This window comes from Desulfovibrio sp. ZJ746, from assembly GCF_011039155.1.
Taxonomy (GTDB): Bacteria; Desulfobacterota; Desulfovibrionia; order Desulfovibrionales; family Desulfovibrionaceae; genus Desulfovibrio.
Map to the genome: position 1 here is coordinate 1 of NZ_JAAKEK010000005.1, position 15,096 is coordinate 15,096.

General features: G+C 51.9%; 12 protein-coding genes and 2 tRNA genes. 5 read left to right on the top strand and 9 right to left on the bottom strand.

What is annotated here, in order from left to right; all coding sequences use genetic code 11:
* Positions 1 to 189: 189 nt before the first annotated feature.
* The gene (locus G7Y54_RS08530) at positions 190 to 1,215 is read right to left on the bottom strand and encodes a DNA-primase RepB domain-containing protein (protein ID WP_165078901.1); all 1,026 of its coding nucleotides are present in this window, start codon (positions 1,213 to 1,215) and stop codon (positions 190 to 192) included.
* A 398-nt stretch (positions 1,216 to 1,613) separates the two neighbouring features.
* On the opposite strand from G7Y54_RS08530, the gene G7Y54_RS12645 reads away from it, so the two are divergent.
* Together G7Y54_RS12645 and G7Y54_RS08540 are read left to right on the top strand one after the other, a co-directional pair.
* Positions 1,614 to 1,913 carry a hypothetical protein gene (locus G7Y54_RS12645; RefSeq protein ID WP_241159845.1) on the top strand — a complete coding sequence of 100 codons (300 nt, stop codon included), beginning with the start codon at positions 1,614 to 1,616 and terminating at the stop codon, positions 1,911 to 1,913.
* A gap of 350 nt (positions 1,914 to 2,263) precedes the next feature.
* Positions 2,264 to 2,476 carry a hypothetical protein gene (locus tag G7Y54_RS08540; protein WP_165078903.1) on the top strand — a complete coding sequence of 71 codons (213 nt, stop codon included), beginning with the start codon at positions 2,264 to 2,266 and terminating at the stop codon, positions 2,474 to 2,476.
* Between the two features lie 553 nt (positions 2,477 to 3,029).
* Here G7Y54_RS08540 and G7Y54_RS12650 read toward each other — a convergent pair.
* From G7Y54_RS12650 to G7Y54_RS08555, 4 genes are all read right to left on the bottom strand, one after another.
* Positions 3,030 to 3,554 carry a site-specific integrase gene (locus G7Y54_RS12650; RefSeq protein WP_241159428.1) on the bottom strand — a complete coding sequence of 175 codons (525 nt, stop codon included), beginning with the start codon at positions 3,552 to 3,554 and terminating at the stop codon, positions 3,030 to 3,032.
* Positions 3,555 to 3,645: 91 nt separating this feature from the next.
* A complete protein-coding gene (locus tag G7Y54_RS12655; protein WP_241159429.1) occupies positions 3,646 to 4,155 on the bottom strand; it encodes an integrase arm-type DNA-binding domain-containing protein in 510 nt (169 codons plus the stop codon).
* Positions 4,156 to 4,477: 322 nt separating this feature from the next.
* A tRNA-Leu gene (locus G7Y54_RS08550) sits at positions 4,478 to 4,563 on the bottom strand.
* A 14-nt stretch (positions 4,564 to 4,577) separates the two neighbouring features.
* Positions 4,578 to 5,015 carry a hypothetical protein gene (locus G7Y54_RS08555; protein ID WP_206214935.1) on the bottom strand — a complete coding sequence of 146 codons (438 nt, stop codon included), beginning with the start codon at positions 5,013 to 5,015 and terminating at the stop codon, positions 4,578 to 4,580.
* A 148-nt stretch (positions 5,016 to 5,163) separates the two neighbouring features.
* On the opposite strand from G7Y54_RS08555, the gene G7Y54_RS08560 reads away from it, so the two are divergent.
* Positions 5,164 to 5,258: transfer RNA gene (locus G7Y54_RS08560), tRNA-Ser, on the top strand.
* Between the two features lie 396 nt (positions 5,259 to 5,654).
* On the opposite strand, the gene G7Y54_RS08565 is transcribed toward G7Y54_RS08560, so the two are convergent.
* The 4 genes from G7Y54_RS08565 to G7Y54_RS08580 all read right to left on the bottom strand — a co-directional run bounded on the left by G7Y54_RS08565 (position 5,655) and on the right by G7Y54_RS08580 (position 12,387).
* The gene (locus tag G7Y54_RS08565; protein WP_165078904.1) at positions 5,655 to 5,822 is read right to left on the bottom strand and encodes a hypothetical protein; all 168 of its coding nucleotides are present in this window, start codon (positions 5,820 to 5,822) and stop codon (positions 5,655 to 5,657) included.
* Between the two features lie 192 nt (positions 5,823 to 6,014).
* Complete coding sequence (locus tag G7Y54_RS08570) at positions 6,015 to 8,984, bottom strand: DEAD/DEAH box helicase family protein (protein WP_206214936.1); 2,970 nt, start codon at positions 8,982 to 8,984, stop codon at positions 6,015 to 6,017.
* Positions 8,981 to 10,285 carry a restriction endonuclease subunit S gene (locus G7Y54_RS08575; protein ID WP_165078905.1) on the bottom strand — a complete coding sequence of 435 codons (1,305 nt, stop codon included), beginning with the start codon at positions 10,283 to 10,285 and terminating at the stop codon, positions 8,981 to 8,983. Before G7Y54_RS08575 ends, G7Y54_RS08570 begins: the two co-directional genes overlap by 4 nt.
* An 11-nt stretch (positions 10,286 to 10,296) precedes the next feature.
* Positions 10,297 to 12,387: a class I SAM-dependent DNA methyltransferase gene (locus tag G7Y54_RS08580; RefSeq protein WP_165078906.1), complete on the bottom strand. Its 2,091-nt coding sequence runs from the start codon at positions 12,385 to 12,387 to the stop codon at positions 10,297 to 10,299.
* A 488-nt stretch (positions 12,388 to 12,875) separates the two neighbouring features.
* Between G7Y54_RS08580 and G7Y54_RS08585 the strand changes: the two genes are divergently transcribed.
* Both G7Y54_RS08585 and G7Y54_RS08590 read left to right on the top strand, forming a co-directional pair.
* Entirely contained in the window at positions 12,876 to 13,448 is a 573-nt protein-coding gene (locus G7Y54_RS08585) for a hypothetical protein (protein ID WP_165078907.1), read from the top strand.
* 117 nt (positions 13,449 to 13,565) lie between these two features.
* Positions 13,566 to 15,014, top strand: coding sequence for a hypothetical protein (locus G7Y54_RS08590; protein WP_165078908.1), 1,449 nt, complete (start codon positions 13,566 to 13,568; stop codon positions 15,012 to 15,014).
* Positions 15,015 to 15,096: the final 82 nt, after the last annotated feature.

Genomic DNA, 15,096 nt, shown 5'->3' on the forward strand with positions numbered 1-15,096 from the left:
TGCGGCCGAACGCCTATGCAAACCCTGCTTGACGGGAAAAGGCTCTGGGAGGAAAAGGTCGGACAGATGAACTAATCGGACAGGGAAAACCACCAAGACGGAGAAACCTGTCAGATCAAGTCTAAACAACTACAGATCATATCACCTATAAATTATAATTCCTTTTTCTTTCTTTACTCCTGATATAGCTTACGCCAAGTGCGCCCCTTTTACGTGTCGCGGAGAGCTGTCCGCAAGTCCCTCCACCTGCTCCCACCGATCCCATAACCGCGTATTTCGTTCCATACCCCTGTCACCAGCATAGCCAAAAGCATAGGCTACCGCTCGCTCAGCATAACGCCGCCAGTTGCGTCCCGGACCTCTTTCACGGATAGAGGGTGCACAGGCGCGGATAGTTTCTTCCACTTCATCTTGTCTGTAGCCGTTGGAGCGGAGACGGAGGGCAATCATAGCATCCATCCGGGAGAAATCCTCAACGGTGATATGCTCCCGGATGTCTGCCCAATGCTTGAAATACGCAAGCTGGGGGTTACTCGTCTCTTGTGCGTGAATGAGTGGCGGCAGATTTACCTGCGGTGCCCTGTGCTGCTGGGCCATGGCCAATGCCTGCTCAATCTTTCGCGCTTCTATCAAGGCTTTTTGGCACTCCTGCTTGACGGCATAACTCAGGTTGACGCTAGGGAAAGTTCCGTCCTTGCGCTCATGCTTTAGCTTTCGGTTCTCAAAGCCTGGAGCACGATGCGGATGATACGGCTTCCGGGAATATGGGGGGGGTCTGGCCTTGCCTGCATCCTCATACATGACGGCATAAAACAGATTAATCGGTCTGTCTTGGGTTTTCAGCCAGTCAGAAAAGCGTTTTGTCCGTCTTGGAGGGAACGCTGCTCTCAGGTTATCCCGCAGCTCTTTCCACTGCTCGACATGTTCGATTTTCAGGCAGTGGCGGCCGATAATTAAAAACGGCACTCCATATTTGGCAATCCTAGCCGGCTTTTCCCAGCGTTGCCTGGCCTGTTGTCCCTTGAGGCGGTTCACCTCACCCTTGGCTTTTTCCTCAAGCTCTTTCTTGGCTGCCCTCTCGGCCCTTACTGCGCCCCGGTACATCTCCCATGCGGGCCGCTGGGCCGGATAGGGCGGCTCAGGCGCGGGACTGGTGGCTCCGTCCTCGTACTCTCCGGCCACAAATTCGCCCAGCCGTTTGCATAGCTTTCCCATGCTGAACGCGCGATCAATCGAGGATGCCTTGATCGCTTGCTCCCCGACCCAAATGATTGCGCCGGAACCTTTCTTTTCAAAACGTAATCCGGCCTTTTCCAGACCGGCATGTAATTCGGCTCATGACTGTGCGTTTTTGATGAGGTCATGGCCGCGCTCCTATGTGATCCTCTGTGCGGATTTCTCACCGGTCGCGCGCTCAAAATCCTGGGCTTTCGGGGTGGGCTTTACGCAGGGGCCAAGGACTTTTCTTTCGGCCAACTCGCCTTCTTCCGTGTACACAAATGGGGCGTTCGCCAGCTCTGACCAGCATTGTTTCTTCTCGATGAACGCCTTGATTTTATAGGCCTCCCTGATGTCAAAGCCGTTGTTGTGCGCACTACTTTCAAGGTTTCGGGATGCACACGATTCACGGCGATATGGACGTGATAATTTCGCGTATCGCAATGCAGACCGTAGATGGCCTGATGGTCTTTCAAGCCCATCTTTTCCAAAAAAATATCCACAAATTCATCAACTTGGGCGCGCGTGTTATGCTCGCCTTCGGGCCAGGAAAATACCCAGTGATTGACCGGCATTTTGCTCCTGACGGTCTCCCTCGCCAGAGCGATCATTTCCAGCTTTTGCGCCGTATGAGTGTCGGTTATGAAATTGCGATACCCGGCGTGTTCGATCTTTTCCCCGCTATTTCTCACTGAGGGATTGCGGATATAGTCCACCGAGTCACCAATCTGCCACTCCTTGGGCTTGGTGTTTTTTGTGTACTTAATTTTTTGACTATCATGGGACACCTGGCCTGTTTTTCAAGCCCTCAAGGGCTTCGTCTCGCCCGGGTGACTGACAGCTTTCTTGCTCGCCTTGATGCCTCATTGCCTCTCATGCCTTTTCGCCTTTCGGGTGCGAGAAGCGCAACGCCGAGCGCCATTGGGGAGTCAGGAGGGGCGTGCCCCTTTTGCAAGATGACACCAGTGGGGAGCACTGGTGTCATCTTGCCACGGAGAACCCCTGACGTGCAGTGGCTTTTTTGCAGGGGGGAAATTTTTTGTTTATGCTCGCCTCAATCTTTGAGAAAGGAGGCACAGCCGCGGGGAAAATCGGAAAAATCAGCCCGGAGCAACTGAGGACGGCCCAAAAAATTTTAAGAGAACTGCCGGTGAAGGATGCTCGCTGCTCCCGCGAGGAAGCGGCGGCATTTCTTGAAAAGGATCTCAAGCGGGCGTTCAGGAAAGGCTACACTCCAAAAGAGCAATGCGCCCCTTGAAAAAGGCCGGTATCATCCACCCGGAATGATTTATCGCCCGCTCTCAGGAACCCGGAATAGAGGAGGTGAAAAACAGGGAAGTAGGGTCTGAGAAACAGAGTCACAGCAGTAAGAGAACCAACACCGTCCCATCCCAGAAAACCGAGGCTGACGAGGCAGCAAAAGAGGGCACTACCACAAAAGAGATTGAGACTAAGCCCAAGCTGAAACCCGAGCCGATTCGGTATGGGACGTTCCCGATAATCCCGGACACACCCATAGGAGAGCTGTAACTGAATGCCCCCATCTCGCCCCTCGAAAATCGTAAGGACGGCATGGGAAAAGCCAAAATTTTCCTTGCCCTCATTGACGCTCCTCGAAAGTGGAAAGAGGAAATTTTGTTTGCTGAAAACGCTATCTCAAAGCCTAACGTTTATATCACTTAAAAACTGTGCATCGGGACAGGCGCCCCATGACATACACCCATTTTTGCTCAAAGAAAAAAGCAGGGCATTGTGGCCATAGCCGCAGCGCCCTGCCCGTGAAAGTGGGGGATTTGAGTATAAGAAACAGCTCAGTTTTTGTTCACACTCTGGCTCCGTAGTTCGTCAAGATAGTCGGCCCATTTCTGAAGCATCTCACGCCGCTTATCAAGATAAGACGCATGGTTGTAGGCATCCCGGACGGCGTTTTGCTCCTTGCGGGCAAGCTGGGCCTCGATGATGTCGCCGTCAAAGCCCCGTTCCAGTTTCTTCTCGTTGAGAATGGTGGAAAACATGGCGCGAAAGCCGTGAATAGTCATTTTTTCCTTGCCGAAACCCCTGCGCCGAATGCCGTTTAAAAGCGCCATATCGGAAATGCACCTGCTTGCCGAATGCCGACCCGGAAAACATAAGTCCCCGGAACCAGTGAGGAGATGCAGTTCGCGAAAAAGCCTCACCGCCTGCGTGGGCAATGGAATGGTATGGGCGATTCGCATCTTCATGCCGCCGCCATCTTTTGGATTTTTCTGCCTGCTTGCCGGAACTGTCCAGAGCGCCTTGTCCAGCTCAATCTCTGACCACCTGCCGCCTCGCAGCTCGGCACTCCGCAACGCCACACAGGAAGTATCTTGAGCGCATAGCTGAAAATCGCATCCCCTTGGTATTCATCAATACAGCGCAGGAGGTACCCCACGGCGGTCGGGTCTGTCATGGGGCGTAGTGTTTTGTCCTGATGGGCTTGAGGACTTCCTTCAGACCGTCCGCCGGATTGAAAACGATATAGCCGCATGTCCTGGCAAAGGGGCAGATCTGTCCGGCAGTCCCGGCCAGCTTGTGCGTCGTGACCGAGTGGCCAGCTGCCTCGACAGGTCTGATGGCAGCCAGAATGTCGCCCGGAGCCAGCTTGGAGATGGGCTTATCGCCAATTCTTTCGTTGAGCGCGTTTATAAGCCAGAGCTTTTTCTTGATAGTGGAGGTAGCATAGGAGTCCTTTTTCGTGGCGAACCATTCCTGCGCCACAACAGCGAAGGTCAGCGCCTGTTCCCTCGCGGCCTCAACAGCCTCTTCCTTGGCGGCTTTCTTCTGCGCGCCGGGGTCAATCTCGCTGGCGAGAAGTTCCTTGGCCTTGTCGCGTTTCCTCCGGGCTTCTTTCAGGGACACAGCGGGATACGCGCCGAAGCTGAGCGTCTTTCGCTTGCCGCCAAAACGGTAATCCATCCGCCAGAGTCACGCACCTGGCGCGGAAAGGTAGAGGTAGAGGCCCTCAGAGGCGGCGAGTTTGCGGGAACCGTCAGACTTCAAATTCCTGAGACTGGTGTCGGTCAATGGCATTGCGCAAATCCTCTGCTGTCATGGGTTTGCAGGGTGACGGTATTCTTCTGGTCGAGCTTCCTCAGTTTCCGCAAATACCGTCGCAAATACCGCCATTTTTGCGATGCGTCCCTGGGTTTCACGACACCTTGTTGGACGTACTATCAACCAAAAAGCCAAGTCCCGCGAGGCTTTTTCACACCTTGCGGGACTTGGATGGACTCATCCTTGGTGCCCGGAGCGGGGGTCGAACCCGCACAGCCGATGGCCGAGAGATTTTAAGTCTCTTGTGTCTGCCTGTTCCACCATCCGGGCGTGTGGGTTGAAAATCAGTCGGGCGCGTCTGTAACGTCCTCGGCGGGGGCCTCTGCGGCGATGACCTCGACCTCATGCCGGGCCGCGTCCGCCGGGGCTGCGGCAGGCACCGGCCATTCGGCCTCCTGCCAGACGCCCTTCTGCACCCAGAAAAGGTGCATGCCCGCGAGGCTCTTGTCCAGGGCGAGCAGGCGCCCGGTGATGCCCACGGGCAGGATGGCGGCGACCCGGGCTGCGATGCCGCGGAACGTCTCAAGGTCGACGGCTTCAAAGGCGCACTGGCAGCGCAGCATGTCGCCCAGGGGCGTGAAATCCAGATGCTCGCCCCCGGCGTCCTGCAAAAGGCCCTCCAGCCGGACCATGAGCACCGCTTCCGCCTCCAGAAGCTCCTCGTAGGTCAGGCTGTCGGCATAGGTAAAACGCGCGAAAACTTCACACTGGTTCTTGTCCATGGTCGCCTCAATGCCCGCGAACTTACGCCAGAACTGGCCCACAGGCAAGCGGGGGGGGCGCCCACGGGCCCGGGGCGCTTCGGCCCGACCTCGCACCGGGCTCTTGACAATGGGCGCCAACTTCTCTACTTTCTCACAACGGTTTTCAGGAGAGGTGTCCGAGTCGGCCGAAGGAGCTCGCCTGCTAAGCGAGTATACGGGCTTAAACCTGTATCGAGGGTTCAAATCCCTCCCTCTCCGCCACGCAAGTTTTCAGGGATATGAGAAAAGCCCGCCATGCCTTGCGCAGAGCGGGCTTTTCTTTTTCCATGAAAGGTCGCCTGAAATGAGCGGCTATCGGTGCCGCATGGGCCGTGGTGTCAGTCGCGCGTTCCCTGAGAGGCGGCAAGATTACCGAAAAGGCCCACCAGCGGGATGAAGGCAAAGGCAAAGGCGGCAGTCATCTCCTACCGCGCCTTGAAGGCCGCAACGATGCCAATGCCCGCAATACCCGCCACTACAAGAAACACGAGAAATTGAGTCATTGGGGGGCATCCATGCGATAAAAAGGGCTGCGGTGAGATTAGCCTGATTTTCGGGTAAGCCAAAACCCGACCGCACCCAGCGCGAGGATAACCAGAATAACTGCTGTGCCTGTATTCATCTTTCCGCCCTCCATATAAGCCCGACCGCGAGAGCCACGGCAAGGATGCCGGCAATCAGCGCAAGTGGCCTGCTTTCATAAATCGCCAAGCCAAAACCGATAACGGCAATGTTTGAAAGCGTCCCTGCTATGGGCTTGGTGACGGCCTTTTTCTTTCTGTCCATTCACGCCTCACGCCCCACAGATACCCATTCTCAGGCTCCGTGTCCATGCGTGCCCCCCAAAGTAAGAGGTGCGCCCGTGGCCGGAAGCATGGACAGGGTGCGCCCGCGCTTCCTGGCGGCCGCGCTCAGTTCGCGCAGCACGCGTTTCCCCCATCCAAGGGGCGAAGCCGGGAGAATGCGCCCGCCCCCCCGCTACACGGCCTCGCGCAGGCTGCGGTAGATCTCGTCCGAGAAGATGCCCAGCACCTCGCGCTTGATCTCGTCGTTTTCCAGCAGCAGCGTGTAAAAGTCCTGGTTCTGCGCCAGCCCCTCGATGAGGGCGTCGTCCACGTCGTCGAAATAGGAAAACTCAAAATCCTTTTGCGTGTTGGTTTTCGCGCTGGTCCTGAGCCTGTCGGACTTCACGAGGATGTCCCGTATCTGGAGCATGGCCTTCACCACCACATCGTTGTCATAGTTCTTGCCGGTGCGGCTGTTGATTTCGTCAATAATTTCCGAAAGGCGCTTCTCCTTGTCTTCCGTAAGGCCGAAGCGCTCGGCCGTGGGCAGTTTCACGACAGGCTTTGCCACAAGACGCGGCTCCGCATGCTCGTGCACCTTTTTCTGCACGAAGCCTGATGCCCGTATCTTGCCCGTGAGGTCAAAGCCCGGGCCGGAGTGGCGGATATCGATAAAGGCCAGCAGGTACTTGATGAAGTTATACTTCTTGTGCAGCTCCACATCCTCGAAGCAGGAGGCCTGCAACAAAAATTCATACAGCCGCACGAAGCTCCGCAGGAGCTGCATGCACTCCTCCTGCTTTTCCTCGTCATAGTGCTCCAGCAGTTTCCGGGTCTTTTCCAGAAAGAACGTGAGCTGCTGCTTCTGCTTGGCCGTGGCTTTCCCCGAATACAGGATGGCGTTGGCCGTTTCCACGTCCCCGGGGTCAAGGATGGCGTAGGCGTCGATCTGCGCCTCGAGGTCATAGATGGACTCCGGCGTCACCGAGCTGGCAAGCAGTGTGGCCGTGAAATAGGGCGCGAAGGCGGCCTTCATCTCGTCATAGCTGTTCACGAAGTCCAGCACAAAGGTCTTCTTGTCGTAGGGCGGCTTGATGCGGTTGAGGCGCGAGAGCGTCTGCACGGCGTTGACGCCCTTGAGCTTCTTCAGCACATACATGGCGCAGAGCTTGGCCTGGTCAAAGCCTGTCTGGTACTTGTTGGCCACCAGGAGCAGCTTGTTGCCCGGCTGGTCGAACATCTCCCGCGTCCGCGCCTCGGGGAAGCCGTTGAGCCCGGCCTCGGTGTATTCCGTGTCGTCGTGCGGCAGTTTCACCTTGCCGGAAAAGGCCACCAGCGCCTTCATGTCGTCATAGCCCTTGCGGCCGAGGTAGTCGCGCACGGCCTGAAAATACTTGACCGCGGCCTGCCGCGAGGGCGTCACCACCATGGCCTTGGCGTTGCCGCCCAGCTCCCGCATGACCGAAGTGCGGAAATGCTCCACGATGACTTCCACGCGCTGGGCGATGTTGGTGTCGTGCAGCTCCACAAAGCGGGCTATCTGGCGCTTGGCCGCATTGGTCTTGTAGCGCGGATCCTCCTGAATGGCCTTGTTGATCTGGTAAAAGGTGGCGTATTCCGTATAGTTGCGGAGCACGTCAAGGATGAAGCCCTCCTCGATGGCCTGCTTCATGGAATAGAGGTGAAAGGCCTCGCGCTGGCCGTGCTCGTTGAGGCGGCCGAACAGCTGGAGCGTGGTGGCCTTGGGCGTGGCCGTGAAGGCGAAAATGGAGACATTGGGCTGCTTGCCGTTGCGCTCTATTTCCTTCCTGATCATGTCCTCCACGTCTTCCGGCACCTCGTCCCCGGCGCCGAGTGTCTTGGTCACGGCGCCCATCTCCCTGCCCGTGGTGGAGGAGTGGGCCTCGTCGATGATGACCGCGAAGCGCTTGCTCTTCAGGTCTTTCACCCTGTCCACGATGTAGGGGAATTTCTGGATGGTGGTGGCGATGATCTTGGTGTTGCCCTCAAGCGCCAGGCGCAGGTCTTCGGAGGTGCACCTGTCGTCCAGCACCTTGATCTGGCCGGACTTGTGCCGGAGAGCGGTGATGGCCTCCTGCAACTGGCGGTCAACGATGACGCGGTCGGTCATGATGACCACATTGTCGAAAACGGGCCTGTCGTCCGCGTCGTGCAGGTCGGCCAGGCGGTAGGCCAGCCACGCGATGGTCTTGGTCTTGCCGGAGCCCGCGCTGTGCTGGATGAGGTAGTTGAGGGCCGTGCCGTTGGCGCGCACATCGGCGAGCAGCTTGCGGATGGCGTCAAGCTGGTGATAGCGCGGGAAGATGAGGTTCTCCACCACCTCCTTCCTGCCCGTGGCCCCGTCCTCGCGCTCCTCCACGTCCACGAGCATGAAGCGGCTGATGAGGTCGAGGATGGTGTCCTTCTTGAGGATGTCCTCCCACATGTAGGCGACGCTGAACTTGTCCGGCTGGGCCGGATTGCCCGCGCCCGCGTTGACGCCTTCGCCGTCGCCCCTGTTGAAGGGCAAAAAGACCGTGGCCTCGCCGTTGAGGCGCGTGGTCATGTGCACCTCGGAGAGGTCCATGGCGAAGTTGACGAGGGTGCCGGCCTTGAAGCGGAAAAGGCGCGTTGCGGGGTTTCGCTCCATGCGGAACTGGTAGATGGCGTCCTCAAAGGACTGGCCGGCATGGTTGCACTTGAGCTCAAAGGCCATGATGGCGAGGCCGTTGAGGAAAACCACCACGTCCACGCGCTCTTTCTCGCTGGCCCAGACCTCCTCCATGACGGAAAAGATGTTCTGCCCGTGCTTGCGGCTCAAGGCCGGGTTGAAGGAGGTGGCCGGCTTCGTGTACATGAGCTCGAGCTTGTGGTTGGCGATCTCGATGCCGCCCCGGAGCACATGGAGCAGGCTGCCGCGCTTTTTCGTGGCCTCGGCGTTGATGTGGGCGACGATGGTCTCTTCCAGCGCATCCTTGTATATCTTGCGCAGGGCGGCCATGGCGTCCGGCTGCGTCTCGCTGAGGAAGCGGAAAAGCAGCTCGCGGTCCATGGCGAACCTGGGGTCATAGTGGGAGGCCTTGCGCACAACAAAGCCGCTATCCTGTTCCAGCCGCTCCAGAAGGTACTTCTGGTAGTCTTTTTCGGAGAGGATGCTGTTCACGAGGCCGGAACCTCCTTCTTGCCGGTGACGTATTCAAAGATGAGGGATTTTTTGTAGTCGGCCAGGGTTTCGAGCTGGGCCTGCTTGCCGGCTATGGTAGTGTCAATTTCAGCGCATTTCTTATCAAGAAATGCTGCAATCGCGGCCTGTTCTTCCAAGGGAGGCTCCACCATGATGATATTCTTCATATCCTGCCAGCCCGTTGTCCACAGGTCATCCACGATACCGTGGCCCCAGCGATAAAATTCTTCCGCAAATCCTGTGGTGTGAAATAGCCAATTGTAATATTTTGGATTCATTTTTCCTATCGGATAGAGTACAGTATTAATGAGGGAAACCGAACCATCATATTCAGAAATTCCACACGAACCGCGCCTGTCTGAGCGACTGTTGATTACAAAATCCCCTGTTCTCACTAACTTTCTATCATCATGAGCATTTGTTTTTGCTGCTGTGTCAAGCTGCGGCACTATGCCGAATTTTGTCACGGAAAGCGGCTGATACTCACGGTCACTTACTTTTTCCATGCGCAAAGCATATAAACTGCCAATCCTGGCAAGCTTCCAAGCAGATGGAATTTCGCCAAGCCACTCAATTCCGCTGTCCCGCATTTTCGCGTCAGGGTTCAGCCCCTTTGTTACCGCTTCGGTGATAACGCTGCGCTTGTACTGCTCCAGCGTGTTGATTTGCGTCTGGATGTCGTCGGTGAGGGCGTCGATTTCGGCGCACTTGGCGTCAAGAAAACTGACAATAATTTTCTGCTGGTCAACAGGAGGATAATACATCCTCTCTTTTGCCAGCATCAAGCCAAGATCAATATTTTGAATTCCTGTAGTTTGGTTGATATAAAATGGAGAGCATCGGCAGGAATACCACGCCCTCAACCAAAATTCCGCATACTCGGAAATAACAATTTTTCCATTAAATCTCAGCCGTTCCATAAAATTGGCAAACAGCGCCTGATACTCTTTATCAAATATAACCGCGCGGCCAACCGGGGTTTTTTCACCCCCGCCTGATTTTTCTATTAATATGTCTCCTTTTTCCAACATGAGCCGCTTTACTTGTGCTTCAGGATACAGCCTCTTTGTCAAAGTGTTTATATCACAATTCTTGAATATTCCTTTTTCATAATCAAAATCCGCTATTCGCAGGCAAATCGTCCCTTCCTCTTCCTCCCGGGCATTTTCACCCCATGCGCCAGCGTCCCTTGCTATTATGAGGTGTCGGATAGTATCGTTTTTCCAATGACAGGGCACCTGTCCAATCCACTCCACCCCGCTCTCCTTCATCTCCCCCATTTCCGCCCCCCTCACTCAAACAGCCGCGCCACGCGCTCCGAGACGGAAAGCTCCAGTTCCATGAACTTCGCCTTCAGCTCCTCGCTGGGCGCGGGCCGCTGGTACCTGTAAAAATAGCGGGTGAAGGGAATCTCCGCGCCGGTCTTGACGACGGGCTTTTTCGCGCCCGGGTTTTCCTCAAAAAACGCTTTCGCGTCCGGCACGTGGGGCAGCACCTCGCGGGCCATGTAGGTGTCGATGTCCTCCTCGTATTTCACGAGCTCGGTGTCTTTCGTCTCCTTGTCGTAGATGACGCAGCCATGCTTGTCCTTCTGGATCTCGGCCTGCTTGTCCATGACCGAGAGGCCGTCGGCCATGCGGTCCAGCAGCTTCTTCTCCACGTCAAGGCCGGCGAGCGCCTTTTTCAGCACGGGCAGGAAGGCTCCCGGGCTTTTGTACACATTGGCGCCCGCCGCCTTGCGCAGGGCGGCCACGATGGCGTCGAAGAGCGACTTGTTTTCCTTGTATGCCGCGAGCTTCTTGGCCTCCTTGCCGGTCAGCTCCTCCGCGTTCTCCAGCTCCTCCACCTTGGCGGCGTCCCAGAGCGGCGCGAGGCCGCCGTTGGCCAGCATGGCGTCGACGCGCTCCTCCGTTATGGCGTAGTTGCGTTGCAGGGGCTGCATCACCGTATATTCGCGGTAGAGAAATTCCTCATTGGGAAAAATTTTGCAAAATTCGCCGGGCGTGAAGTCGGCGTACAGTTTCGTTATGGCCGCGCGGTCTTCGGCCGTAATCTCGTTCCGCTTGTTGCCGAGAGCCTTGCGCAGCTTGTGGAAAAAGGAGGTGGCGTCGATGAGCTGCACGCGGCCCCTGCGCGCCGGCCGCTTGTTCTTGGAGATCACCCAGATATAGGTGGCGATGCCGGTGTTGTAGAAAAGGTCGGTGGGCAGGGCGATGATGGCCTCGATGAGGTCTTGCTCCAAAAGCCAGCGGCGGATCTGGCTCTCGCCCGAGGCCGTGGCGCCGGTGAAAAGCGGGCTGCCGTTCTCGATGATGGCGGCGCGCCCGAGGCGGTCGTCCAGCTTGTCCACCGCCGACTGCACGAAGAGCAGCTGCATGTCGCCCGAGCCGGGGAGCCCGGCGGCCCAGCGGCTGCCGTGGCGGCCGTGCTCGGCGATGACGGCGTGCTCCACACCCTCGGCCGCGTCCTTGCCGCCCCAGGGCGTGCCGAAGGGCGGGTTCTCGAGCACGAAGCGCATCTTCGTGTCAACGAAACGGTCGGCGAGCATGGTGTCCTGAAAGCAGATGTTCTCCGCGTTCTGGCCCTTGATAAGCATCTCGGCGAGGCACACGGCGTAGGACTCGGGGTTGATCTCCTGCCCGAAGAGGCGCACGTCCGCCGTTGGGTTGTAGCGCCGGATGAAGTTGTACGCCGTGGAGAGCATGCCGCCGGTGCCGCAGGCCTGATCGAGCACGGTGATGACCTTGCCGTCCTCAAATATGTCGTCGCAGCCCTCGGCGAGGAGGATGTTGACCATGAGCCGGATGATGTCGCGGCCGGTGTAGTGGTCGCCGGCCTCCGCATTTTCAGAGAATTTGCGGATAAGCTCCTCGAAGATGTAGCCCATCTTCACGTTGTCGATTGTGCGCGGGTCGAGGTCGAGCTCCGAGAAGGCCTTGACCACGCTGAGCAGCCGGTTGTTCTTGTCCATCTTGTCTATCTGGCGGGCGAAATCGAGGCTGCGGATGATGTCCTGGATATTGGCGGAAAAGCCCTCGATATAGGCCTTGAAATTGGCGGCCAGGTGGTCGGGGTCGTTGACGAGGCGGGCGAGGTCGAAGCCGCTGGTATTGTAGAACGGATAGCCGGACACGCGGTACATGGCCTTGGCCGGCCAGCCGGGCTTTTCCTTGTGTTTGGCGAGCACCGCCTCCTTCGTGGGCGCCAGCGCGCACTCGAAGCGGCGGATGATGGTCATGGGGATGATGACATCCTTGTACTTGTCGCTCTGGTAGGTGCCGCGCAGCTTGTTGGCGATGGACCAGATGAAGTTGGCCTCGGTGGTGACATCCACGGGGGCGTCGTCCCACATGACGTCGGGCTTTTTGGGGTCGGGGGCCATGCTTCCTCCAGATGCGGCAGGGGCTCGGGGGCGCGAACATCGCCAAGAATGCCAGACTTAGGCCGCGAGGTCGAGCGGAAAAGGCGCCGGGGCAACCATACCCGAGTACTCATGTCTAATACTTGGTTTAATAAGTAGCTGAGTGACATCTTAACAATCTTTATTCTCAGCAATCATTAATAATAGTCAAAATATCTTTAATTTTACATTACTGCCTAAATAAAAACGGAAGAATAAACTTTCTTTAATAAATAAAATAAGTAGGTTATATAAAAATAAATGGTGTCAATCAAAAATGCTCGCAGATAACTGCTTGATTCCAAATTTGAAAAGGGATAACAAATTAAAAAATATAAAAAATTTTATATATAAATTTATAATATTTCAATGGGTTGAACATAATGGGAACTCTCATTTTCAATTAATGAATATGAAAAACGCCAGAAATTGATGAGTAATAATCCATATATTAAAAAAGGAGAAAGAAAATGTCTAAAATATCAATACTTCACGAAGATGAAGGAATTAATAAAATTGTAAGCATAATGTATAATAATTTATTAATTCCCATTTTTGGTTCAGGTATAACATTTGGTAGCAGTGCCAAGAAATATTCAGTTCCTAATGGGGATGAGGCAACTGAAATAATGAAAAAATTAATTTATAACTATAGACCTGACTTAAAAAAAGATATTTCTGATGCAAACTTTAATAGTACATCTGATTTTTTCTATAAGTGTGTTCCTGAAGAAGCAAGAAAAGATTTTTTTAGAGATTATTTCACCAGTGTTATAATGGAAGGTGAAAGAAAAGAAATTATAAATTTTGAATGGCCATATGCTTATACTATAAATATTGATGATGGTATAGAATCAAATTCAAACTTTAATGCTGTTTATCCCTATAATAGAATTAAGAGGCCAAATACAGAAGTCAAACTCCTATACAAACTTCATGGTGATGCATATAATGAAGTAATTTACGATTCAAAAGAAAATATTGCATTTAGTTATAAGCAATATATTAATGTATTAAGGAATCCAGAAAATAAAGATTTTTAAGAATTTATTAAATCTGATTTCATTGAAAAAAATATTATTTATATTGGATGTAGTTTAAAAGATGAGAAAGATTTAGAAATAATTTTTGATGAGGTTTCAGATAAAGTTTTAGATAATATGCGCATTATTATAAAAGATTATGATGTCTCCTCAGCAGAACTATTATTACTTGAAAATTATGGTATAAATACTATCATTAAAATTGATGACTACAGAGTTTTCTTTGAAAAATGGATAAAGATATATAATAATGAAATGACAAAAAATAAAGTATCCAAATATAAATATATCAATCCGAAAATAGATATTATCACTGATAAAAAAGATGCTATAGATAAATTTTGCAGAAATACGATTTTTGATTATAATGATAACAAATTTATAGTTAGCGATCTTATTATTGAAAGGAAGGCTTTTAGAGAATTAGCTGAAAAAATCAATCATAATTCCTGTTTCCTTTTGCTCGGAAGAAGATTCAGCGGAAAAACCGCCATTATGGCTACAATTTGTAAAAAATTAAAAAGTTTCTCGCACATTATTTTCCCCTCAAATGAAACGTGTGATGAAAGAACAATAGGGGAATTATTATCTTCTGAAACTAATACAATATTTTTATTTGATAGCAATTCATTATCCTCAGAAGCTTATTTAACAGTTGTTAATTCGCGAGATAAAATAAAAAAGAATAATAATAAAGTAATCTTCTTCGCTAACTCGAACGATAATTTTATTGTTGAACATTTAGATGTCGAAGTCATCAGAATTTATAATAAATTTTATAAAAAAAATGATCATCCTTCATTCAATGAACTCAATGATTTTAATAAAAAGGCCAATAAATATGGATTAAACAATAGACGATGGGGAGATACAAACCTTGATTATTTAAACTATATTCATCAAACCCAAAAAATAACTACTTCAATAGATGATGTGATAAAAAATAATCTTACACTCGATGAAAAAGTTATATTTATTTTATTGTGCGCATGCGATAAAATTTATTATAGTGGTTTATTATCATTTGGATTATATCCAAAAGATATTAAATCCATTGTTGATAGATTTACACCTTTTTTGGAGGTTGAGCCTGTTAAAGTAAATGAATATATGTCTCATTCTTCTCATAAATTAGTACATAATAGTAAGCTAGTATTACTTAATAAATTAAAAGAACTAGATAATGATGATATTCGTTACTGTATTGAATATATTGTAAAAACATATCATGACAATAAGTCAAAATTTAGGCTATATATTGAAGTAATCCTCTTTGACACATTAAATCAAATTTTCGGTGGAAAAAGTGGAGCCGGTCATCTTATATATAGTGTATATGAAAGGCTTGAGCATCTTTTATCAAATGATTTACATTATTGGTTGCAAAGAGCAAAAAGTATATATAGGCCTTTTCCAAAAGAATATGACAAGCTTAGAGAGGCTTATCAATATACGAAAAAGGTTTATAATGATTCTCGTGAAAATTCACCATTATATATAAAAGGAGCACTATCAACTGCTTTAATATCATCTCTCCTCTATTTTATGGAAAATGATTCTCGATAAAAAATTTTATATGGTCGTGAGGTAATCAATTTAGCTCATGAAGTTATTTATTCAAATCATTTTAACAATCCAAGGACAGGTT

Bases quoted from the DNA above. Each gene is read 5' to 3' on its own strand.
- G7Y54_RS08530 (WP_165078901.1), bottom strand. From the start codon at position 1,215: ATGGGAAAGCTATGCAAACGGCTGGGCGAATTTGTGGCCGGAGAGTAC.
- G7Y54_RS12645 (WP_241159845.1), top strand. From the start codon at position 1,614: ATGCACACGATTCACGGCGATATGGACGTGATAATTTCGCGTATCGCA.
- G7Y54_RS08540 (WP_165078903.1), top strand. From the start codon at position 2,264: ATGCTCGCCTCAATCTTTGAGAAAGGAGGCACAGCCGCGGGGAAAATC.
- G7Y54_RS12655 (WP_241159429.1), bottom strand. From the start codon at position 4,155: ATGGATTACCGTTTTGGCGGCAAGCGAAAGACGCTCAGCTTCGGCGCG.
- G7Y54_RS08555 (WP_206214935.1), bottom strand. From the start codon at position 5,015: ATGGACAAGAACCAGTGTGAAGTTTTCGCGCGTTTTACCTATGCCGAC.
- G7Y54_RS08565 (WP_165078904.1), bottom strand. From the start codon at position 5,822: ATGGACAGAAAGAAAAAGGCCGTCACCAAGCCCATAGCAGGGACGCTT.
- G7Y54_RS08575 (WP_165078905.1), bottom strand. From the start codon at position 10,285: ATGGGGGAGATGAAGGAGAGCGGGGTGGAGTGGATTGGACAGGTGCCC.
- G7Y54_RS08580 (WP_165078906.1), bottom strand. From the start codon at position 12,387: ATGGCCCCCGACCCCAAAAAGCCCGACGTCATGTGGGACGACGCCCCC.
- G7Y54_RS08585 (WP_165078907.1), top strand. From the start codon at position 12,876: ATGTCTAAAATATCAATACTTCACGAAGATGAAGGAATTAATAAAATT.
- G7Y54_RS08590 (WP_165078908.1), top strand. From the start codon at position 13,566: ATGCGCATTATTATAAAAGATTATGATGTCTCCTCAGCAGAACTATTA.